This is a genomic window from Streptomyces sp. NPDC090127 (assembly GCF_044746945.1).
Taxonomy (GTDB): domain Bacteria; phylum Actinomycetota; class Actinomycetes; order Streptomycetales; family Streptomycetaceae; genus Streptomyces.
In genome coordinates this window covers 276687-298568 of record NZ_JBIVDE010000002.1, presented here as the reverse complement: position 1 = coordinate 298568, position 21882 = coordinate 276687, and the positions used below count along the sequence as shown (strand labels likewise).

Below are 21882 nucleotides of genomic sequence, written 5' to 3'. Positions count from 1 at the left end.
CCGTTCTTACCAGAAATCGGGCAGGCTGTAGCGGTAGGTGTTGGTCCGGTGCCAGTAGTGGTTGCCGTCGACCCAGGCGGCCACGCCGCGCAGGAAGCGCAGGACGTTGGGCACGGGGCAGGCGGCGGCCAGCTCGGCGGCCGCGTCCTCGAAGGCGTGCATGAGGTCGTTGTGGACCTCCACCGCCTTCAGGTAGGCGTCGCGCTCCGAGGCCTCCTCGCGCTCGGCGATCACCACGGGCAGATTCAGGTGACGGCCGGGGCTTTCGAGCTCCTTGGTGTAGGAGTACAGGTCGTTGACGATGGTCGTCGCGTTGCCGGCCAGCGCGATGACCCGTTGCATGGCGGGCTGCGCGTGCAGGTCGGCCGGCAGCTCGTAGCCGCCGACGGTGTCGGTGATGGTGGGGCAGGGGCGGAAGTTGTTGAACTGCCGCATCGCCAGGTACTCCCAGACCTCCGGGACGTGGTCCGTCTCGGACCAGGCGGCCTCGGCGAGGTACCCCAGGTGCAGCCGGGCCATGTCGTGCCGGTACCGGTCGGCCTGGGAGGGGGTGGACAGCTGGACGAAGTGCTCCATGGCGGAGCGGTAGGCGCGACGCGGCGCGTCCGCGTGCAGCGACCGCGCCCACTGCGGCTCGTAGTCCTTCGTGGTGTACAGGGGGTCCAGAGCGGTGTGCGCCAGCAGGAGCCGGCCGCCGAGCCCGATCGGCGAACCTCCGTGGTCCTCGCAGTAGCAGTCGTCCACCGCGTTCTCGGCGACCATCAGCCGCGTGGCGACCATCAGGTGGTCGACGGTCGGCGCGTCCGGATGGCAGGCGACCATGTAGCGCCCGACCGAGAAGCCGTCGAACTCGCCCTCCCACTCCTCGGGAAACAGCTCGACCTCGTCGACCGCCCAGTCCTTGATCCTGCGACTGACCTCCTCCACCCGCACCGGATCGGGCTCGGCGATCGGATGGTGGTAGAGGCCGGGGATCGGCTTCCCCTCGCCCGGTTCGGCCGGTGCGCCCCGTTCGCCAGCTGCGGACCGATCGGCCGGTACTGCCGGTACTGCCGGTGCCGCCGGTACCGCCGGTACTGCCGGTACTGCCGGTGCCGAGAGGGGTTCGGACGCCGGAGGGGTCGGAGGCTCCTCGCGCCGGTTCGGATAGAGGCCCGAGGTGCCCAGACCGGTGGGGCCGCGCAGGATCCGTTCCAGGGGCGACAGGGCGGGGGAGAGCCCGGGATCGGGCATCCGTAACTCCTTGCTGGGTGGGGGCTGTCGTGGCCGTCCGGCCGACGGGCCGTCTAGTGGTGCCTGCGGGCGATCTGCACGTTCTCCAGCACGCCGAGCGCGTTGGGCACGAGGATCGCGGCGGAGTAGTAGGCGGTGACGAGGTACGACATGATCGCCTGCTCGCTGACGCCCATGAAGCGCACCGACAGGCCCGGCTCGTACTCCTCCGGCAGGCCGGTCTGGCGCAGCCCGACGACACCCTGGTTGTCCTCGCCGACGCGCATGGCGAGGATCGAACTGGTGCTCTCCTTGCTGATGGGGATCTTGTCGCAGGGCAGGATCGGGACCCCCCGCCAGGCGCGGACCTGCTGCCCGTCGACTACGGCGGTCTCCGGATAGAGCCCGCAGGCGTTCCACTCCCGCCCGATCGCGGCGATGGTCCGGGGGTGGGCGAGGAAGAGCTTGGTGCCGCGGCGGCGGCAGAGCAGCTCGTCGAGGTCGTCCGGGGTGGGCGGGCCGGAGTGGGGCTGGATCCGCTGCTTGTAGTCCGCGTTGTGCAGCAGCCCGAACTCGCGGTTGTTGATCAGCTCGTGCTCCTGGCGCTCGCGCAGCGCCTGGATGGTGAGCTTGAGCTGCTCCTCGGTCTGGTTCATCGGCCCGTTGAAGAGGTCGGCGACCCTCGTGTGGACCTTGAGAACGGTCTGCGCGACGGAGAGTTCGTACTCGCGCGGCTTGAGCTCGTAGTCCACGAACGCCCCGGGCAGACCGACTTCACCGGTGTGGCCGGCGGACATCGCGATCTCCGCCTCGCCGTGGTGGTTCTGCCGTCGGCGGGGCAACGAGGCGAACTGCCGCACGTGGTCCCGGAGATGGGGCGCCGTGGAGAGCACGGCGTCGAAGTCGGCCCGGGACAGGGTGAGCAGGGTGCCCGCAGTCTCGGCGGTGGCGGTGTAGTCCCAGGTGCCCTCGGCGTCCAGCAGGGCGTGGTCGCCGAACCGGTCGCCGTCGGCGAGCACCGCGACGCCGACCTCGTCGCCGTAAGTGCCGACAGAGCTCTGGTTGATCCGGCCGCGGGCGATCAGGTGGATCTGTCCGGCGGGTGTCCCGCGCTCGACCAGGACGTCACCCGCACGGAAGTCGTGCTGGACGCACCGGTCGGCGAGCGCGGTCAGCACCTCCGGGTCGTCGAAGCCGCGCAGCAGGGGCAGTTCGCCGAGCTCCTGCGGGATCACCCGTACGTCCGGACCGTCCTGGACGAACTCGATCCGCCCGTCGCCGACGGTGTAACTGAGCCGCCGGTTCACCCGGTAGGCGCCGCCCTTGGTGTCCACCCAGGGGAGCATCCGCAGCAGCCAGCGATCCGTGATCTCCTGCGTCTGCGGGGCGGACTTGGTCGTGGTGGCGAGGTTGCGGGCTGCCGCGGTGCTCAGGCTGGACTGCCGGGTCGGCGTCGCCTCCGCTTCCGGGCCGGTCTCAACGGTCATCGGACGAGATCTCCTTACGCACGGCGGGGATCGGCGTATGCGTACGCCGAGCGGTGACAGAGGGGCGGGGACAGCGGGACGGGGCGAGGGGTGGACAGAGGGGGCGAATCATCGGGAAACCGTCCGGACACCGGTGAACAGTAGGGCGGAAACGCCCTGGTCACCCCTTGATCCCGAGGGGATTACCTCGATGAAGTGAGCTTGATTCGCACGGGGTTTATTCGGGCGACCGACGACAACGAGCCATGTGACCGACAGCCGCCGTCATGGCCCGGCGGCAGCGCCCTGGTGGACGCACGCCGAGAAGCCCCCGGGGCCGAGGCCCCGGGGGCTTCCCCGGTTCATCCGTCGTTCAGTCGCAGCAGTCGCAGCAGCACTTGCACGGATTGCAGCAACCGCCGCCGCCGCCACACCCGTCCCCCGAGCCGCCACCGGAACCGCCGGAGCTCCCCGAGCCGCCGGAGCTCCCCGAGCCGCCGGAACCGCCCCAGCCCCCGGAGCCGCCGGAGCCCTGGCCGCCGCCGGCCGAACCGCCGGATCCGCCGCCGGCGTTGCCGCCGCCCGGGCCGCCGGACCAGCCGTCCCCTCCGGAACGGCTCTGTCCGCCGCCGCCGCCGTTGCCGCTGCCACCGCCGAACGGCCAGGACTCCCCGAGCTCCTGGCCGTCGTCGTCGTTGCAGGTGCAGCAGCCGACACACCACCCGCACCCTCGGCACAACCGGCGCCACTGTCCGCACCGGCGGCACCGCCCCTCCGGCGGTCGGCCCGAGGCCGTCGAGGCGTGCTCCGGGACCACCGCCGCGACAGCCCCCGGCCCCGTCGGCGCCCCGACGCCGCAGGCCGTGCCGGTGGCGGTCTCCGCGGGCGCCCGCGTCGCCGTACGGAGCCCCAGCCAGGGCAGGACGCGCGGGCCCCGCTCCTGGCTCCGGTGCTGGTGGTGACGGTGCCGGGGGTCGAAGACGCGGTCGACCGCCCGGTCCAACTCGCCTCCCAGAAGCGCCTGTACCAGCCGCCCGTCGATGAACTCGGCGTCGGAAACGGCCAGTCGGATGCCGCGTACCGCGTCGTCGCACAGCCGGCGCACCTCGGCGCGCTCCGCTCCGGTCACGGCGATCGGGTTCCACGCGCCGGACGCCTCGTCGGCGTCCAGGTCCTCCACCGCGTCCAGCAGATGCGCCAGTCGACCGAACAGCCGACCGGCCTCCGCCAGCGACTCGGTGTTGCCCGGGCGGCCGGCGAGCACCGCGGTGTGCGCGAACGCGGCGGCGGTCGCCGTCTCCGTGGGCTCCGTGACCGCCAGCAGCGAGTCACCGGGGCCGGTCAACCGTTCGATCTCCGGCTGGCGTTCGACGGCGCCGAGGAGCGCCGCCGTGTCGAAGCCGAGCCGCTCCCCGCCCGCGGCGCCCGCGCGGTCCCAGCCCCGGGCGATCCGGCGCGCCGCCACGGCTACCGGGCGACGCCCCAACAGGCCGTCCTGGTCGGCCACATGGTCACGTATCTTCGCCGCGGCCAGCACCAGCGACACCGTCGCCGCCAGCCGCGCGCCCTCGCCCTGCGCCACGTCGGCCGACCGCATCCCGCGCAGCGGGCACGGGCCCGCGCCGCGCCGCCAGTCGCCGGTACGCTCCGACTGCGCCTCGGTCAGCACCGACACGATCAGGCCGTCGTAGTTGGTCGCCACCCGCGCGAACTGCCCGTACTCCCCGCGCAGCGCCAGGCACAGCCCGCACAGATGGGCCATCCACTCCGTACGCAGGCCTTCGCCCAATCGATGACGGCAAGGTCTGATGATTCCGAACACCGACGTTCTCCCCCGTGGATACAGCGACCCGGACCAGCCACCGGGACGACGCATGGACGTACGACCGCACATGAGTCCCGGCGCGCGAGACAGGGCCCGCGCGTGACGTCAACCGGAGGTGACGTTCTGAGGCGAGCCGACATCCTAGAGGGTCGCTGCCGGGGGTGGCTGCGGACGACGCGGACCGCACCGTCGCCGCGGGCGCAGCCGAGAGGCGCCCGACCGGCCGAAAAGCCGGGACGGACGCCTCGTCGCTGCTCCGGTCCGGGGGACCGGCCGTGTCGTGCGCCGGCTCAGTCCCTGCTCAGGACCGCCCTGAGGGCCCTGAGCAACGTGGTCTCGGGATCGGGCGAGGCTCCCGTCGACCGCCAGGCGACGAACCCGTCGGGGCGGACCAGCACCGCACCGTCCGGGGTGACGCCGTGGACCTCCGCCCAGTCCGTGTCGGCCTCCGGCGACAGCTCCGCGTCGGGGCCGTCGCCGATCCGGTACGCGTCGAGCGGTACCGACAGCTGGTGCGCGACGCGTGCCGCCGCCGTGTGCCACGCGCCGGTGCCGCCCCCGGCGCTCAGGAGCACCAACGACCGCTCGTACAGGTCGAGGGTGGAGATCCGGGTGCCGTCGTGGTCCAGCCACATGTGGGGCGAGCGGGTTCCGGGCTCACCCGTCAACCGCAGGCCGTCGGGCACGACCTGCTGCGTCAGGTCGGCGTCGAGCACCGCGCCCTGCTGGTAGCGGTAGCCCAGGGCCACGTTGAGGATGCCGCCCTTCCTTCCCCCGGGGCCGCCCGCTCCGGGTTCGGGGGCGTACCCGGGGTGGCTGTGCTCGACCGAGCGCGACGAGGCGCGGGAGCTGGTCGCCTCCGCGACGGGGCGGCGCTCCGCGTCGTAGGACGCGAGCAGGCCGGGGCCGGCCCAGCCGCCCAGGACGGCGGAGAGCTTCCAGGCGAGGTTGTGCGCGTCCTGGATGCCGGTGTTGGAGCCGAACGCCCCGGTGGGCGGCATCTCGTGGGCCGAGTCGCCGACGAGGAAGACACGCCCGTCCGCGTACCGCTCGGCGACCCTCTCGGCGGCGTGCCAGGGGGCTCTGCCCGTGATCTCCACATCGAGGTCCGGCACTCCCACGGCCCGCCGGATGTGTTCCCTGCACCGCTCGTCGGTGAACTCCTCCAGCGTCTCGCCGCGCTCGGGGTGCCAGGGAGCGTGGAACACCCAGCGCTCCCGGTTGTCGACCGGCAGAAGGGCACCGTCGGCGCCCGGATCCGTCAGGTAGCAGACGATGAAGCGCCGGTCGCCCACGATGCCGGGGAGGCCGCGGGAGCTGAAGGTGACGCTCACGTTGTGGAACAGGTCGCCGGGGCCGTTCTGGCCGATGGCGAGAAGCTCGCGCACGGGGCTGCGAGGGCCGTCCGCCGCGACGAGGTAGTCCGCGCGAATGCTGGTGTGCTCGCCGGTGTCGCGGCTCTTGACCTGCGCGGTCACCCCTTCGGCGTCCTGCTCGAACGACATCAGCTCCGTCGAGAACCGCAGATCTCCACCCAGCTCACGAGCCTTCTCCAGCAGCACCGGCTCCAGGTCGTTCTGGCTGCAGAAGCACCATTCGGCGGGACTGAGCCGAGCCAGGCCGCCGCCGGCGTCGACCGTCTTGAACAACCACTCTCCGGCGTCGCCCACCAGGCTCGGCGTCTGCAGGATGCCGTTGTTGCCCGCCAGGACCGACGCGGTCTCCCGGATGCGCTCCTGCAGGCCGGCGCCCCGGAAGAGCTCCATCGTGCGCACGTTGTTGCCGCGGCCCCGGGGATGGAGCGAGGTGCCGGAGTGGCGTTCGACGAGCGTGTGCGGCACACCGAGACGCCCCAGGAACAGCGAGGTGGACAGGCCGACCAGAGAACCGCCGACGATGAGAACGGGCGTCCGGTGACCGACCTCGCCGGTCCCTTCGAATCGGTTCATCGATTGCCTCCAGCGTCACCTGCGACGCGAATGGGGGGTGGGATGGACATCCATGCCCGTCGCGGACCGCTCCGCGCGTTCGCGGCACCCGAATGACACGCGGTTCACTCATCCGCACCGTGGAAGTCGCGCGACGCGCCGAGGCACGCCAACCATCGGCACATGACGACCCCTGCCCTCTCGGGCAGGGCGGTCCATTCCGACCCTCCCCGAAGAGAGAAGAGGTGTGCCGGATGACCACGTCGGCACGTATCTCCCAGTCGGCGTTCGACGGCTCCAGGCTGCGGGTGATCCTGCTGCTCGACCTGTACGAAGGAGCCCAGCAGCAGTTCCTCGAGGCGTACGAGCTCATGCGCAGGCAGGTCGCGTCCGTCCCCGGACACATCAGCGACCAGCTCTGCCAGTCCATCGAGAACCCCTCGCAGTGGCTCATCACCAGCGAGTGGGAGAGCGCTCCGCCGTTCCTCGCGTGGGTCAACAGCGAGGAGCACGTCGAGACGGTCAAGCCGATGCACAGCTGCGTACGGGACACCCGCTCGATGCGCTACAGCATCCTGCGGGAGACCGGCCCCCGGCAGCCGCAGACGCCCGACCCGACGCAGGCGAGCGACCGGGTCGCGGCCCGCGTGGGCGACGGCGTGGCACGTCACGCCCTGACCTTCACCGTCAAGCCGGGCTCCGAGTCCAAGGTCGCGGAGCTGCTCGCCGGCTACGAGTCGCCCAAGGCCCAGGTCGACGAGACCACCCGGCTGCGGCGCACGTCTCTCTTCATGCACGGCAACCGCGTCGTGCGGGCCGTCGAGGTGGAGGGCGACCTGCTGGTGGCCCTGCGGCACGTCGCCCGCCAGCCGGAGGTGCGGGCGGTCGAGGAGGCCATCAACCCGTACCTGGAGCAGGACCGGGACCTGACCGACCCCGACTCGGCGCGCGTCTTCTTCACCCGGGCCGCGCTCCCCGCCGTGCAGCACGTGGTCTCCAGCCGGCCGGCCCCGGCCGAGCTGCGGCGGCACGCGCTGTACTACCCGGCCAAGGAGGGCCGGGGGATGGACCTGGCCCGGCTGCTCGCCCACCAGGACGCGGCGGCCGCGGAGGACCCGGACAGCCCGGTGTACGGCAGCACGGTCTTCCAGCGCGACGACATCGTGGTCCGCCTCATCGACATCACCGGCGAACTCGACGTCGACCCCGTCGCCTCGCTCGGCCTCAAGGGCCCCCAGAAGGCCGCGGAGCTGGAGCGCCTCCTCGACGGCGCCGCGATCGGCGTCGAGGGATCCCTGGAGTCGGACCGCAACATCAACCGTCTCCTGTCGCACGCCGACATGCTGCCCGTCACCGACCGCAGCTCGGCCGACTCCTGACGGGCGGCCGTGGCCGCTCCCTCCCACGTCACTGCCACACCCGGAGGTAACAACCATGCTCAAGCAGCGTCCCCGCATCGTCACCCTGAGCGAGACGGAACCCAACCGCAGGCGCGGAGGTGACCTGCGTGCCATGCTCACGCCGGCCACCGTGGGTTCCACCAGCGGCTTCATGGGCCTGGCCATCGTCCAGCCCGGCGAGCGCATCGGCGAGCACTACCACCCGTACTCCGAGGAGTTCGTGTACGTCGTCTCGGGCGCGCTCGAAGTGGACCTGGACGGCGAGACGTTCGGGCTCCAGCCCGAGCAGGGCCTGCTGATCCCCATCGACATGCGGCACCGCTTCCGCAACGTCGGCGACGTGGAGGCCCGCATGGTCTTCCACCTGGGGCCGCTCGCTCCGCGCCCGAGCCTCGGCCACGTCGACACCGAGGCCGACGACGCGTCCGCGCTCGCCGCCGCCGGGCCGCACCTGACCGTGGGCGACCCCGGGCAGGCCGCCGAGCGACGTGGGGCCATCGAGTGAACCGGCGTGTGGCGGTCACCGGGATCGGTGTGGTCGCTCCGGGTGGCACCGGAGCAGCGGCGTTCTGGGAGCTCCTGTCCAGCGGCCGCACGGCGACCCGCGGCATCACCCTGTTCGACCCGGTCGGCCTGCGCTCGCGCATAGCCGCCGAGTGCGACTTCGATCCCGAGGCGCACGGCCTCGACCCGGAGGTGAGCCGCCACGCCGACCGGTACATCCAGTTCGCCGCGGTCGCCGCCGACGAGGCCGTACGCGACTCCGGACTCGACACCGGCACGGAGGACCCGTGGCGCGTCGGTGTCTCCCTCGGCAGCGCCGTCGGCGGCACCACCCGGCTCGAACACGACTACGTCCTGGTCAGCGAGGGCGGGCAGCGGTGGGACGTGGACCACCGGGCCGCCGACCCGAAGCTGCACATGGCGTTCTCGCCGAGCACCCTCGCCTCGGTCGTGGCCGAACAGTTCGGCGCCCGTGGCCCGGTGCAGACCGTCTCCACCGGCTGCACCTCCGGTCTCGACGCGGTCGGCTACGCCTTCCACACCATCGAGGAGGGCCGGGCGGACGTCTGCATCGCCGGGGCGTCGGACTCCCCGATATCCCCGATCACCATGGCCTGCTTCGACGCCATCAAGGCGACGTCGCCCGACAACGACGACCCCGAGCACGCCTCCCGCCCCTTCGACAACAACCGCAACGGGTTCGTCATGGGCGAAGGCGCGGCGGTCCTCGTCCTGGAGGAGTACGAGCACGCCCGGGCCCGCGGTGCGCACATCTACTGCGAGATCGGCGGCTACGCCACCTTCGGCAACGCGTACCACATGACCGGTCTGACCGGCGAGGGACTGGAGATGTCCCGGGCGATCGACTCCACGCTCGACCAGGCCCGGCTCGACCCCACGCTGATCGACTACGTCAACGCGCACGGCTCGGGCACCCGGCAGAACGACCGGCACGAGACCGCCGCCGTGAAGCGGTCGCTGGGCGACCACGCCTACGACACGCCGATGAGCTCCATCAAGTCCATGGTGGGGCACTCGCTCGGCGCGATCGGCGCGATAGAGGTGGCCGCCTGCGTCCTCGCGCTGAAGCACCAGGTGGTACCTCCGACGGCGAACTACGAGACCCCCGACCCCGAGTGCGACCTCGACTACGTGCCGCGCACCGCCCGCCCCCGGAAGCTCAGGAACGTGCTCTCCGTCGGCAGCGGATTCGGCGGCTTCCAGTCCGCGGTGCTCCTGACGGGGCCGGGTGGGAGGACACGATGAGCACTGAGCGCCCACGGCGCGCGGTCGTCACCGGGATCGGTGTGATCGCCCCCAACGGATTGCGCGCCGACGCGTACTGGAAGTCCGTCCGGGAAGGGCTCGGCGTTCTGGACCGGATCACCCGCGAGGGATGCGAGGACCTCCCGCTCAAGGTCGCGGGCGAGGTCCGCGGCTTCGACGCCTCCGCCCTCATCGAGGAGCGCTTCCTCGTCCAGACCGACCGGTTCAGCCACTACGCCATGGCCGCGGCCCAGCTGGCCCTCGACGAGGCCGGCCTCGGCCGGGGCGACGGCCCCGACGAGCCCTTCTCGATCGGCGTCGTCACCGCCGCCGGGTCCGGCGGCGGCGAGTTCGGCCAGCGTGAGCTGCAGAAGCTGTGGGGACAGGGGTCCAAGTTCGTCGGTCCGTACCAGTCGATCGCCTGGTTCTACGCCGCGAGCACCGGCCAGATCTCCATCCGCAGCGGCTTCAAGGGGCCGTGCGGGGTGGTCGCCAGCGACGAGGCCGGCGGCCTCGACGCCCTCGCCCACGCCGCCAGGGCCGTACGGCGCGGGACCGGCGCGATGGTCGTCGGCTCCGCCGAGGCACCCCTCGCCCCGTACTCGATGGTGTGCCAGCTCGGCTACCCCGAGCTCAGCACCGTCGAGGACCCCGAGCGCGCCTACCGCCCCTTCACCGCCGGAGCCTGCGGCTTCGTGCCCGCGGAGGGCGGCGCCATGTTCGTCGTCGAGGACGAGGCGCGCGCCCACGACCGGGGGGCGGCCGTCCGGGCCGTCATCGCCGGCCACGGCGCCACGTTCACCGGCGCCTCCCGCTGGGCGGAGTCCCGCGAGGGCCTCGCCCGCGCCATCCGGGTCGCCCTCGACGAGGCCGACTGCGCCCCGGAGGAGATCGACGTCGTGTTCGCCGACGCCCTGGGCGTACCGGAGGCGGACCGCGCCGAAGCCCTGGCGATCACCGACGCCCTCGGCGCGCACGGCACCCGCGTCCCCGTCACGGCCCCGAAGACCGGGATCGGCCGGGCCTACTGCGGGGCGCCCGTACTGGACACCGCGGCCGCGGTGTTCGCGATGGAACACGGCCTGGTGCCCCCCACCCCCAACGTGTTCGACATCTGCCACGACCTCGATCTGGTGATGTCTCGCGCTCGCCCCGCCGAGCTGCGCACGGCCCTCGTCCTCAGCAGGGGACTCATGGGATCCAACGCGGCGCTCGTAGTGCGCCGCGGTGGCGACAACGCCGCCCGGTAGGACCGGGCGGGAAGGAGAACAAGCATGATCACCACCGCGTTGACCTTCGACGAACTGTCCGCGCTGATGAAGCAGGCAGCCGGCGTCAGCGTCGACCCCCGGGAGCTGGAGAAGGCGCCCGACGCCCCCTTCAGCACCATCGGTCTCGACTCGCTGGGCCTGCTGGGCATCGTCGGCGAGCTGGAGAACCGGTACGGCCTGTCCCTCCCCACCGACGCGGAGCGCTGCAAGACGCCCGCCGAGTTCGTCGACCTCGTCAACAAGACGCTCAAGACGGGAGTCTGACGTGTCCGGACACACCGACAACAGCGTCGTCATCGACGCCCCCCTCGACCTCGTCTGGGACATCACCAACGACATCGAGAACTGGCCGAACCTCTTCAGCGAGTACGCCGCGCTGGAGGTGCTCTCCCGCGAGGGCGACTCGACGACCTTCCGTCTGACCATGCACCCGGACGACAACGGCAAGGTCTGGAGCTGGGTCTCGGAGCGGACCGTGGACCGCGCGAAGCGGACCGTCAACGCCCGGCGCGTCGAGACGGGCCCCTTCGCCCACATGAACATCCGGTGGGAGTACGAGGAGACCCCCGGCGGCGTCCACATGCGCTGGGTCCAGGACTTCGCCATGAAGCCCGACGCCCCGGTCGACGACGAGTGGATGACCGGCAACATCAACCGCAACTCCCGTACCCAGATGGAGCTCATCCGGGACCGCATCGAGCAGGTCGCCCGCGAGCGTCGGCACGCGCCGGTCCTGCCCGGCTGACGGCAGCGGCGTCACGTACCGCACACCCAGGAAGGACATCGATGCACCACGCTCTGATCGTCGCCCGCATGGCACCCGGATCGGCGCCGGCGATCGCCGACGTCTTCGCCCACTCCGACCGCGGGGAACTCCCGCACCTGGTCGGCGTCGCCCGGCGCAGCCTCTTCCAGTTCGGCGACGTCTATCTGCACCTCATCCAGTCCGAGCAGGACCCGGCCCCCGCCATCGCGAAGCTGACCGGACACCCCGAGTTCCGCAGCACCAGCGAGAAGCTGTCGGCCTACGTCAGCGCGTACGACCCGCAGACCTGGCGCAGCCCCAAGGACGCCATGGCGCAGTGCTTCTACACCTGGGACCGCGACGCCGGTTCCTGAGGCAGCACACGTAGAAATCCCGAGGCCGCCGGCTCCGCGAACGACGCGGAGCAGGCGGCCTCGGGATGTCCGGCCGTCCCCTCAGGTCAGGCCGGGACGGTGCACTCGAAGGCGTGCAGGTAGGCGTTGACCGGGCGGATCTCGCCGATGACGAGCCCCGCGTCCGTCAGCCGCTCCACCATGCTCTGCCGGGTGTGCTTGGCCCCGCCGACGTTGAGGAGCAGCAGCAGGTCCATGGCCGTGGTGAACCGCATCGACGGCGTGTCGTCCACGAGGTTCTCGATCACGACGACACGCGCACCGGGCCGCGCCGCCTTGCGGACGTTGGCCAGCGCCCTGCGGGTGCTGTCGTCGTCCCACTCCAGGATGTTCTTGATGACGTACACGTCCGCCTGGACCGGGATGTCCTGACGGCAGTCACCCGGCACCACCCTGACCCGGGAGGCCAGCGTGCCGCCCTCCCGCAGGCGCGGATCGGCGTTCTCCACCACCCCCGGCAGATCGAGCAGCGTGCCGCTCAGACCGGGGTGCCGCTCCAGCAGACTCGCCAGGACATGCCCCTGGCCGCCGCCGATGTCGGCGACCGAGGAGGCGCCCGTCAGATCGAGCAGGTCGGCGACGTCCTGCGCGGACTGCCGGCTGGAGGTCGTCATGGCCCGGTTGAAGACGTACGCGGACTGGGGCGCGTCCTCGTTGAGGTACGTGAAGAACTCCCGCCCGTACACCTCCTCGAAGACGTTGCCACCGGAGCGCACCGCCTCGTCCAGCTTGGGCCAGACGTCCCACGTCCACGGCTCGGTGCACCACAGCGCGATGTACCGCAGGCTGTGCGGGTCGTCCTCGCGCAGCAGCCGGGACATCTCGGTGTGGGCGAAGGAGCCGTCCGGCTGCTCCGCGAAGACGCCCTGGCAGGACAGCGCGCGCAGCAGTCGCCGCAGTGTCCGCGGCTGGGACTTCACCGCCGCCGCCAGGTCCTCCACGGACATGGGCGTGTCGTCCAGGGCGTCCGCCACGCCCAGACGGGCGGCCGCGCGTACGGCGGCGGCGCACGCCGCCCCGAAAACGAGCTCCCTCAGCCGCATGGGCGGCGGGGGAGCCGGATCAACCGTCGTCATCTGTTGACCTGCCTTTGCTGTCGGTCGTGCCGTGCGTGGGGGAGAGGTCGGACCGGTCAGCACATGCCCGCGGGCTCCGAGACCCCGCAGGTGTTGCCGCGGAAGGTGTTGCCCTTGCCGGTGTCGCGGTCGGCCAGATCGGCCTTGCCGTTGCGCAGCACCACGTTGTCGCGGATCTCGTTCTTCTCGTTCGCCGCGCCCACGAAGCTCTTGAACAGCACGATGCCGCCCGAGAGCGGGGAGGCGCCCACGTTGTCCACGATCCTGTTCTCCGCCACCAGCGTCTCCTCGGCGCCGGTGAGGACGACGCCCGAGCCCTGGAGGAAGGGCAGCCGGGGGGTCTTGGGGCAGTGCTTGTTGTTGGCGTGGATGTTGTTGCGGCGCACGGTCATCGCCCCGGCGCGCGGGGTGGACTCGTCACCCACCACGAAGACCGCCGCGCAGTTGCCGGTGGCCTCGTTGTGGTCGACGGTCAGGTTCCGCAGGCGCCGCACCGTCAGGCCGATCCGGTTCCCGGAGAGACGGTTGTGGCTGACCACCGTCCCCTGTGTGTCGATGGCCCCCTGCTCCGTGTCGGTGGTGTTGGACACGAACAGCCCGGCGTCGCCGTTGTCCCGGGCGATGTTGTGGCTCAGCACGCTGCGTACGGACCGCTCCTGGGCGATGCCCCAGTTCCCGTTCCCCTCGGCGATCACTCCCTTGACCTTCAGCCGGTCGGTCCGTGACGCCCACAGACCGTTCCGGGTGAAGTCCCTGAGCGTCAGCGAGCGGACGGTGACGCCCTCGACGGGACGGTCGGCCGTGCCGGTCACGCAGATGCCGTGGCCGGCCTTGGCACACACGTCGGCCGCCTTGGCGTCGCCGGGCACGAGGACGGCGGGGGAGCCGCCCGAGCCGCGCAGGGTCAGGTTCGAGGTCGTGATGGTGACGCTCTCCCGGTAGGTACCGGGAGACAGGACGATGGTGTCCCCGGGCCGCGCGGCGTCCACGGCCTGCTGGATCGATTCGCCGGGCTGCACCTGGTGCAGCGTCCGGGCGGCGGAGGAAGGGGCGGCCCCCAGGCCCGTCGCCACGACGGCCACGGTGCATGCCAGGGTGGCAATCTGTCGTTTGGTCATACGGCGAAGCTATGAGCGGGCTCACCGGCCTGCCACCGCTGACCGCCCGATCGGACTCCGCGACCACCCGAACGCCGCCCGTACCGGCGCCGGGGCCGTGCGCGGGCGGCGAAGACAGGGACCCGGACCTGCGATGAACGGCCGTCAGCGTCCAGAGGTCACTGGGCCCGGATCGGGAGGGACCCGCCCTGATCCACCGGACGCCCCCGCGCTACGAGGGCGTCCCGGCGCCCAGCGATCGCACGCACCGGACGCCGCGAGCCCCGACCTCCGGGCGGACGGCCGTACTTACCGGACCCGCCCTACCCCATTCGCCCCTCCGGGCACGGACGTTCCCGACGCTCGGGGCCCGCCACCACTGACCTGGGGTGACGATGCCGGTAATGACTGTCAAGAGCCCGTCCGGGCGACAGCCGCGCACGCTTCCCGCGTTGCGGTGACCAGATGGGCGCGTTTCTCTCGGGCTCGGAGCACAGCACAGGAGCCGCGCGGACAAGCCGGCCGAGATCTGCTGCCCCGGAGGAGAAGACCATGCGTCCCGCCCGTACCGTTCTCCAGGTCGCCCTGATGGCCGCCGCCCTCACCCTGTCCGCACCCACGGCCCTGGCGGCCGACGGCGGAGCCGCCGAGGCGACACGGGACGTCAGCGTCTCCCCGCGGAACGCCGCCCCCGGCACCACCGTCACCGTCAGCACGTCCGCCTGCGGCAAGGAGACCTACGGCAAGGGCGAGTCCGAGGCGGGCGGCACGTTCCACCTCCTCGCGGGCGACCGCAAGGGTGTCCTGGTCGGCGAGTTCACGGTGCCGCGGAACGCCACCTCCGGTACGGACACGGTCACGCTCAAGTGCCCGCCGCGGACCAGGCTGACCGCCTCGTACCAGATCGCCGGCCGCCCGAACGGCGCCGTCGACGCCGGCTTCGGAGGGGCGGCGGCCCGAGGCACCGAGCTCGGCCTCGGCTGGCTGCTGCTGGGCGCGGCCGTCGCGGGCGGAGCGATCAGAATGCACCGCCGCACCGCGACGGCGCGCCCCCGCGCCTGACGGTCCGCCGAGCGCCGTCTCCGCCCTCCGCAGGGCGGCATGCTTCCCGGACCGAGCAAAGGCATCGCCCATGAGGACACCCCCCGGGCCGGGGGCCGGCGGCCCGCCGTCGCGGTACACCCCGTCGATGAAGCTGATCGCCTGGACCGCGCTCGCCGGAACCCTGCTGCTCGCCGACGCACTCCGCGAGAACCCCCCGCCTCCGACCCGACAGGTCCGGTCGGAGGCCGCGAAGACAGCGGTACGAGCCGCCCCGGATCCCCCGGCCCGCGCACCGCTGCCCGCGTCGGACCCGGTCCGGATCCGGATCCCGGCCATCAGGGTGGACGCCCGCCTGATGCACCTGGCGCTGGACGCGGCAGGAACCCTGCAGCCGCCGCCCGCGAACCTCCCGGCCTTCGCGGGCTGGTACGCGAACGGAACCACTCCCGGATCGCCGGGAACGGCCGTCGTGACCGGACACCTGGACACCCCCGCCGGCCCGGCCGTCTTCCACGAGCTCGGCGCCCTGACCCGGGGCGCCGAGATCGCGGTCGAACGCGCGGACGGCCGCACGGCGCTCTTCACGGTCGACGCGGTGGAGGAGTACGCGAAGGACCAGTTCCCCGACGACAAGGTCTACGGCGAGTCCGAGCGCCCGGAACTGAGACTGATCACCTGCGGCGGCGGCTGGTCCAGCACCACGGGCTACCAGTCCAACACGGTCGTCTACGCCTCACTGACGGCCGCGACCTAGGTGGTTCGTGGGGCGCGTCGTCCCTCGAATCGGTCCCCACCGCCCCTCACCTCCCGCTCGGGGAACGGGTGAAGGAGTCCCAGCCGAGCTCGGTGCACGCGTGGGACACGCGGCCGGAGGTCGTCGTTTCGGCGGGCGACGCGTTTCGGGTCGGCCCCCATGGCGTCCCTGCGGAGCTCGTCACGGACCGCCTCCGTCGGTCTCGGCGTACTCCTGGGCAGATCCGTTCTGGCCCGGCACGCTCGGGTGGAGGAACTGGCGGGCCTGGAGGTCGTACGCCTCGCGGAAGGCGCCCGTGCCGGTGGTGTGGTCCATGAGCTCCTCGAAGCTCCCCCGCTCCACGACCCGGCCCTCGTCCATCACGTAGATGAGGTCCGCGTGGCGGACGCTGTGGAGGCGGTGGGTGATCAGGACCGTGGTCTGGCCGGTGCCGGCGAGGCGCTGGATCTGGTCGAAGACACGCTGCTCGGCCGCCGGGTCGAGGGCGCTGGTCGGCTCGTCCACGATCAGGACCTGGCCGTCGCGGAACCGCGCTCTGGCCAGCCCGATCTTCTGCCACTGTCCGCCCGAGATCTCCTGTCCGCCCCGGAAGCCGCGCGCGAGCAGCGTGTCCAGGCCCCTGGGCAGGCTGTCGATGACCTCGTCGGCACCGGCGTAGGCGGCGGCGCTCTCCATCGCCGAGTCGTCGAGGGAAGCGTCGGGCCGGCCGATGCCGATGTTCACGCGGGCGGTGAACGGCCAGCGGTGGAAGTTCTGGGCGACCATCGCGATCCGGGAGAAGATCTGCGGGCGGCTGGCCAGAGCCGCGTCGACCTCGTCCCACAGGACCCGACCCTCGTCCGGGAGGTAGAGCCCGCACAGCAGTCTGGTGACCGTGGTCTTGCCCGACCCGTTCCGGCCGACCAGGGCGACGGTCCTGCCCCGGGGAATGATCAGGTCCACCTCGCGCAGGGACGGTCTGTCCGCGCCCGGGTAGGTGAAGGTGACCTTCTCGAAGCGGATCTCGTCCACCTCCTCGGGCAGGTCGAGGCCGGTGGACGGGATGGCCCGTCGTACGGCTTCCTCGCACAGCGTCTCCAGGTCGGCGACGAAGAGGCTCTCCTCCTGGACGTCCGTGACCCGAAGGACGAGGTCGGTGATGCTCGCCGAGCCCGTACGGATCGCGAGGACAGCCGTGCCACCGACGGCGAGCGCCATCTGCCCGTGCCACAGCAGCAGACCGAGCACCGTGTACGTGGCGACGGTGGCCAGCCCACGGGCGGCGTCCGCGGTCAGCCCCGTCCGGGCCCCGATCCACGCCAGCCGCGTCTGCTCGCGCTCGCTCGTCTCCGCCATCCCCCGGAAGTGCCCCAGCAGGAACGGCCCGACGTCATGGACGCGGACCTCGCCGGCTGCCTGCTGGTCGATGAGGAGTCTGCTGATCAGCTGCGCGGCGCGCGCGTGCTGGACGAACCGGTGCCAGCTCACGTACCGGGCCCGGGCCATCGTCAGCGCACTCCACGCGCTGGGCAGGGCCATGGCGATCAGCAGCGGCAGCAGCAGGGGATGCAGCACGGTCAGCACACCCGCCGCCGCGACCAGTGAGATCACCGAGGCGACGACCGCCGTGCAGTAGCCGACCATCCGGCGGGCGGAGTCCGCGCCGTACTGCGCGGAGTCCATCAGCTTGTGGAAGCCGTCGTCCTCGATCGCGGACAGCTCCACCCGGGCCACCAGCCCCAGGTAGCGCTCGGTGGCCACGCGCTGGACCTTCGGCTCCAGGATCCCCGTCGCCGCCGACGAGGCGGACTTCAGGGCCGCCCCGACCACGGCCAGGACACCGACCACCACGAGCGAGGGCAGGGCGGAGCGCAGCCGCTCCGCGGTGCTCCCCTGGGCGAGGAGTTGGACCAGGATCGCGTTCACCGCGACCAGGCCGACCGCCTGGGTGACGCCGCGGCCGAACTCGGAGGCGGCGACCGTCCGGAGGGCCCGGCGGTCGGCCGCGTGGGCGAGCCGCACCGCGATCCCCACGTGCCGGGGGAGTGAGGTGGCCATGGACCGCAGGCTCAACTTCAGCCAGGCACCGTGGTGCTGGCTCCAGCCCATGTCGTAGGCGAGCTCTCCGCCGAAGAGCAGCCGCTCGGAAGCGGAGGGACCGGCTTCGCCGGCTTCCCGCCGGTCGTTCCCGGCGCTCCCGGTCATACCCCCCACCTCCTGCCCAGGTGTGTCGAGCCACGCTCCTCGGCGTGTCCGGGAAGGCGGATCGGGTCGACGCGGGAGACGCCGGTCACAGGGGTGGGCGAGGGGTGCATCGCGTCCTCCGTCAGGAGCGGTCGAGGGTGTTGCCGAACTCAACGACGAGGCAACGCCTTCGAACACACGTATTTCGGACGCACCATGAACCGCATGACGGAGCGGCGCGGCGATGGTGTGGGGTACACCGACCCGTGCCGGGCGTGGGGGCGGTCCGAGGGAGCGATGGCCGAATCGCCGACCCATGTGACGGGAGTGCCCCAAGTGACCCGGCGCACCCGCGAAGCGGCGAGCGGAGCCCTGACGTAGCGGCAGAATCCTTTTCGCATCATGCGGCGCATTCGGGTGATATTTGCCTGTCCACGTTTTTCCAATGCTTATGATCCACTGTTGTGACAGAGAGTCAGTACGCCCGAGTCGCCCCGGACTCGGCCGACGTGGTCGTCATCGGGGCGGGCCCGGCAGGCCTGGTCCTTGCCAACCTCCTACTGCGCGGGGGCATCGCCTGCGTCGTGCTGGAACGAGCCGATCGTGACCGCGTCCAGAACCGCGCACGGGCGGGCTTCCTCGCCGCGAACACCGTGCGGATCCTGGAGCGCAACGGACTGGACGGGGGGCTGCGCCGGCGCGGCCGGGAGCACAGCGTCTGCGAGTTCCGTGCCGAGGACGGACGCTTCCGCCTGGACTACCGACGGCTCGGCCGGGGTGAGCCGCACACCGTCTATCCGCAGCACGAGCTGGTCGCCGACCTGCTGGCGCAGTTCATCGACGGCGGGGGGCGGATCCGCTTCGGCACCGAGGCGGTCGCCGTGTCCGACGCGGACGGCCCCGCGCCCACGGTGACCGTACGGGACGAGGACGGGCGACCCGGACGGTGGCGGGCGCGGTACGTCGCCGCCTGCGACGGCCGCCACGGCGCGGGGCGGCGCTCGCTTCCGCCCGGCGTGGTCCACCGCCACCACCGCGACCACGGCGTGTCCTGGCTGGGCCTGCTCGCCGAGGCGCCGCCGAGCCTGGACGCCGTCGGCTACGCGATCCACCCGCGCGGATTCGCCGGGCACATGGCCCGCTCCGCCGAGATCACCCGCTACTACCTGCAGTGCGCACGAGGGACCCAGGCGGGCTCCTGGAGCGAGGACCGCGTCTGGGACGAACTCGACCTGCGCATGCGCGCGACCGAGTACGGACAGCTGGTGCGAGGCCGGATCGTCGAGCGCGCCGTGGTCGACCTCGAGTCCGACGTGCTCGAACCGCTGCGCCACGGCTCCCTGTTCCTGGTGGGCGACGCCGCCGCCCTGATCAGCCCCTCCGCCGCGAAGGGCGCGAACCTCGCGGTGCTGGAGGCGGAGATCCTGGCCCAGGCCCTGACCGAGGCTCTCGCGCACGGCGACCCCGAGCCCCTCGCGGCCTACTCGGAGCGGTGCCTGGCCCACATCTGGCGTGCCCAGGAGTTCTCGCACTGGATGATCCGGCTCCTGCACCCCACAGGCCCCGAGAGCTCCTCCCTCTTCCAGGAGCGCCTGCGCCACTCCCGGATCGCCTCGCTGCGGACCTCACGCACCCAACAGGACTGGTTCGCCGAGAACTACGTCGGCATCTGACCACCCCCTCACTCCCTCACTTCCCCTTTCCCGCCTTCTCCCCGTCCCGTTCCGGGCCAGGCCCTGGACTGCCCGTGCCCGTGCACGGCACGCCCCGGTGGTCGGCGCCCGGGCTTCCTCCCTCACCCACGGACAGCGAATTGCCTCCCGAACCTGCCTTCACCCTGCCCACGACCACGACCACGACCACGACCACGACGACGGCGACGGCGACCGCCGACAGTGACGTGGAGCGGCTCGGCGCGACCGCCGGATTCGTCCGGGAGCAGGACACGTCCGTCCTGCTCTCACGCGTGCTGCCACACCTCGACGGTCCCGAACTGCGGGCGCTGACCGACCGGTGTGTCTTCGCGCACGCCGCCGTGCTCGTGTTCCCGCCCGACGAGCACACGCTGCGGAGGGACCTGGCGGCGTGCGGGCTGTCCGCAGACGCGTCGGCGCAACCCAGTGTCGTCGTGCGCGAGCGCCTCGCCGCACGCCACGGCCGCGATCCCGTCGATCTTGACGTAAGGATTCTCCGTCCCGTGGTCCGCGGCCCCGCGGGCGAACACCGGGCCGTCGAGGTGTTCGCGCTGACCCTGCCACCGGGGTCCGGGTCGTCCGGGATCGCCGCCGAGGAACGCCGCCTGGACCACGAGGCGCACCTCGCCTTCGACGTCGCGCGGCCCGACCCTCTCGTCCTGCGCGGGCTGTTGGCGAGCTTCGCCCGGCACGGCGCGGCCGCCGACGGAGGCGGCTACAACCCCCACGAGGACGGCACGGTCTTCTACTTCACCGCCCCGGCCGACACGAAGACGCCGTACCGGCGCGTCGAGCTGTACGCGAGTGGCGACCACCATGACGTCCTGACCGAGCACCTCGGCGGGCCCCACACTCCCGGGGGACACACGGGCCGGTCCCACATCCCCGCGGGGCACGCGCGACAGCCCTGCCGACCGCGGCCGGGCGAACCGCAGCCGGCGGAATCGCTCCTGTGGCTGCTGACCGGCGCCTGGACCACCCAGGCCCTGACGGCGTGCGCGCGGCTTAGGCTGCCGGAGGCCATGAACCGGCACACCGGGCTCGACAGTGCGGAGCTGGCCCGGACCGTCGGCGCCGACCCGCAGAGCCTGGCGACCCTGCTGCGGTACCTCGCCATGCTGGGCGTGGTCTCCGAAGGCCCCGACGGATTCCGCCTCACCGACGTCGGCGCGCTCCTGGACGCGGAGGCACCCGGCTCGATGCGGCCCCTGGCGCTGATGTACGGCGGCCCCTTCTACCAGTCCTTCGGCCACCTGACCCACACCGTACGCAGCGGCGAGCCGGGCTTCGAGCACCTCTACGGCGAGAACCACTTCGACCACTTCGCCCGCGACCCCGAACTCGCCACCCTGTTCGACCAGTCCATGGCGTCGAGCGCCGCCATGTTCGATCCCCTCCCCACGCACCCGGTCCTCACCGCCGCCGCCACCGCTCCCGGTGGCCCGCGCACCGTGGTCGACATCGCGGGCGGCACCGGCGAACTCCTCGGCCGCATCCTGACCGCCCACCCCGCCCTGCGCGGCGTCCTCCTCGAACGCCCTCAGGTCCTCGCGGCGGCGCGCACGTACCTCGACGACACCGGGGTCGGCGGGCGGTGCGACTACCGGGCGGGCGACTTCGCGGACGTACCCCCCGGCGGCGACGTCTACATCCTCTCCCGCGTCCTGCACGACTGGGACGACGACCGCTGCCGGACCATCCTGCGGCACTGTGCCGAGGCCATGCCCCGGCACGCGGACCTCCTCATCGTCGAACGCCTGCTGCCGGCCGACGCGGCCCCCTCGCTCGCCACCGCGTGGGACCTCCACATGATGTGCAACACCGGAGGCCGCGAGCGTACGGCCGACCACTACGCCCGGCTGCTCGAAGCCCACGGCCTCGAACTCGTCGGCCGGACCCCGCTGGCCCTGGGCGCCCACGTCCTCCACGCCCGCGGACTCCGCGACTGACTCGACGCGGACGCCCCTTCCCCGAACGGGAAGGGGCGTCCGCGCCCCCCGAGGCCGCCCGCCTCCACACGGCGG

General features: G+C 72.1%; 17 protein-coding genes and 1 pseudogene. 11 read left to right on the top strand and 7 right to left on the bottom strand.

Features of this window, described 5'->3' with window-relative positions; all coding sequences use genetic code 11:
- Positions 1–6: 6 nt before the first annotated feature.
- From ACIPPS_RS07060 to ACIPPS_RS07045, 4 genes and pseudogenes are all read right to left on the bottom strand, one after another.
- Positions 7–1302 (bottom strand): annotated as a pseudogene (locus ACIPPS_RS07060) (family 2 encapsulin nanocompartment cargo protein terpene cyclase); the annotation flags it as partial.
- Positions 1287–2699 (bottom strand): family 2B encapsulin nanocompartment shell protein, encoded by a 1413-nt coding sequence (locus ACIPPS_RS07055; protein WP_401427856.1) that lies wholly within the window; start codon positions 2697–2699, stop codon positions 1287–1289. The pseudogene ACIPPS_RS07060 and the gene ACIPPS_RS07055, both read right to left, overlap by 16 nt.
- 352 nt (positions 2700–3051) lie before the next feature.
- Positions 3052–4500 (bottom strand): DUF5685 family protein, encoded by a 1449-nt coding sequence (locus tag ACIPPS_RS07050; RefSeq protein WP_401427855.1) that lies wholly within the window; start codon positions 4498–4500, stop codon positions 3052–3054.
- Between the two features lie 293 nt (positions 4501–4793).
- Positions 4794–6452: an FAD-dependent oxidoreductase gene (locus tag ACIPPS_RS07045; protein ID WP_401427853.1), complete on the bottom strand. Its 1659-nt coding sequence runs from the start codon at positions 6450–6452 to the stop codon at positions 4794–4796.
- A gap of 233 nt (positions 6453–6685) precedes the next feature.
- On the opposite strand from ACIPPS_RS07045, the gene ACIPPS_RS07040 reads away from it, so the two are divergent.
- From ACIPPS_RS07040 to ACIPPS_RS07010, 7 genes are read left to right on the top strand one after another with little or no spacing between them, the layout of a single operon-like run.
- The gene (locus ACIPPS_RS07040) at positions 6686–7810 is read left to right on the top strand and encodes a SchA/CurD-like domain-containing protein (RefSeq protein WP_401427851.1); all 1125 of its coding nucleotides are present in this window, start codon (positions 6686–6688) and stop codon (positions 7808–7810) included.
- Positions 7811–7865: 55 nt separating this feature from the next.
- The gene (locus ACIPPS_RS07035; protein ID WP_401427849.1) at positions 7866–8336 is read left to right on the top strand and encodes a cupin domain-containing protein; all 471 of its coding nucleotides are present in this window, start codon (positions 7866–7868) and stop codon (positions 8334–8336) included.
- Positions 8333–9601, top strand: a complete 1269-nt coding sequence (locus ACIPPS_RS07030; protein ID WP_401427846.1) for a beta-ketoacyl-[acyl-carrier-protein] synthase family protein — start codon at positions 8333–8335, stop codon at positions 9599–9601. The genes ACIPPS_RS07035 and ACIPPS_RS07030 overlap by 4 nt, the downstream gene beginning before the upstream one ends.
- Positions 9598–10851 (top strand): ketosynthase chain-length factor, encoded by a 1254-nt coding sequence (locus tag ACIPPS_RS07025; RefSeq protein WP_401427843.1) that lies wholly within the window; start codon positions 9598–9600, stop codon positions 10849–10851. Before ACIPPS_RS07030 ends, ACIPPS_RS07025 begins: the two co-directional genes overlap by 4 nt.
- A 24-nt stretch (positions 10852–10875) precedes the next feature.
- Positions 10876–11136: an acyl carrier protein gene (locus tag ACIPPS_RS07020; protein WP_401427841.1), complete on the top strand. Its 261-nt coding sequence runs from the start codon at positions 10876–10878 to the stop codon at positions 11134–11136.
- Between the two features lies 1 nt (position 11137).
- Positions 11138–11617 carry an SRPBCC family protein gene (locus tag ACIPPS_RS07015; RefSeq protein ID WP_401427838.1) on the top strand — a complete coding sequence of 160 codons (480 nt, stop codon included), beginning with the start codon at positions 11138–11140 and terminating at the stop codon, positions 11615–11617.
- Positions 11618–11658: 41 nt separating this feature from the next.
- Positions 11659–11991, top strand: a complete 333-nt coding sequence (locus ACIPPS_RS07010; protein ID WP_401427836.1) for a TcmI family type II polyketide cyclase — start codon at positions 11659–11661, stop codon at positions 11989–11991.
- Between the two features lie 86 nt (positions 11992–12077).
- Here ACIPPS_RS07010 and ACIPPS_RS07005 read toward each other — a convergent pair whose 3' ends face one another.
- Together ACIPPS_RS07005 and ACIPPS_RS07000 are read right to left on the bottom strand one after the other, a co-directional pair.
- Positions 12078–13106 (bottom strand): methyltransferase, encoded by a 1029-nt coding sequence (locus ACIPPS_RS07005; protein WP_401427834.1) that lies wholly within the window; start codon positions 13104–13106, stop codon positions 12078–12080.
- 56 nt (positions 13107–13162) lie between these two features.
- The gene (locus tag ACIPPS_RS07000) at positions 13163–14224 is read right to left on the bottom strand and encodes a nitrous oxide reductase family maturation protein NosD (RefSeq protein ID WP_401427831.1); all 1062 of its coding nucleotides are present in this window, start codon (positions 14222–14224) and stop codon (positions 13163–13165) included.
- Between the two features lie 531 nt (positions 14225–14755).
- Here ACIPPS_RS07000 and ACIPPS_RS06995 point away from each other — a divergent pair.
- Both ACIPPS_RS06995 and ACIPPS_RS06990 read left to right on the top strand, forming a co-directional pair.
- Positions 14756–15265: a sortase gene (locus ACIPPS_RS06995; protein WP_401427829.1), complete on the top strand. Its 510-nt coding sequence runs from the start codon at positions 14756–14758 to the stop codon at positions 15263–15265.
- Between the two features lie 127 nt (positions 15266–15392).
- Positions 15393–16001 (top strand): class F sortase, encoded by a 609-nt coding sequence (locus ACIPPS_RS06990; protein ID WP_401427827.1) that lies wholly within the window; start codon positions 15393–15395, stop codon positions 15999–16001.
- Positions 16002–16181: 180 nt separating this feature from the next.
- On the opposite strand, the gene ACIPPS_RS06985 is transcribed toward ACIPPS_RS06990, so the two are convergent.
- On the bottom strand, positions 16182–18185 hold the full coding sequence (locus ACIPPS_RS06985) for an ABC transporter ATP-binding protein (protein WP_401427824.1): 2004 nt from the start codon (positions 18183–18185) through the stop codon (positions 16182–16184).
- Between the two features lie 443 nt (positions 18186–18628).
- Between ACIPPS_RS06985 and ACIPPS_RS06980 the strand changes: the two genes are divergently transcribed.
- Positions 18629–19837, top strand: a complete 1209-nt coding sequence (locus tag ACIPPS_RS06980) for a 4-hydroxybenzoate 3-monooxygenase (RefSeq protein ID WP_401427822.1) — start codon at positions 18629–18631, stop codon at positions 19835–19837.
- A gap of 227 nt (positions 19838–20064) precedes the next feature.
- A complete protein-coding gene (locus ACIPPS_RS06975; RefSeq protein WP_401429500.1) occupies positions 20065–21807 on the top strand; it encodes a methyltransferase in 1743 nt (580 codons plus the stop codon).
- Positions 21808–21882 lie beyond the last annotated feature (75 nt).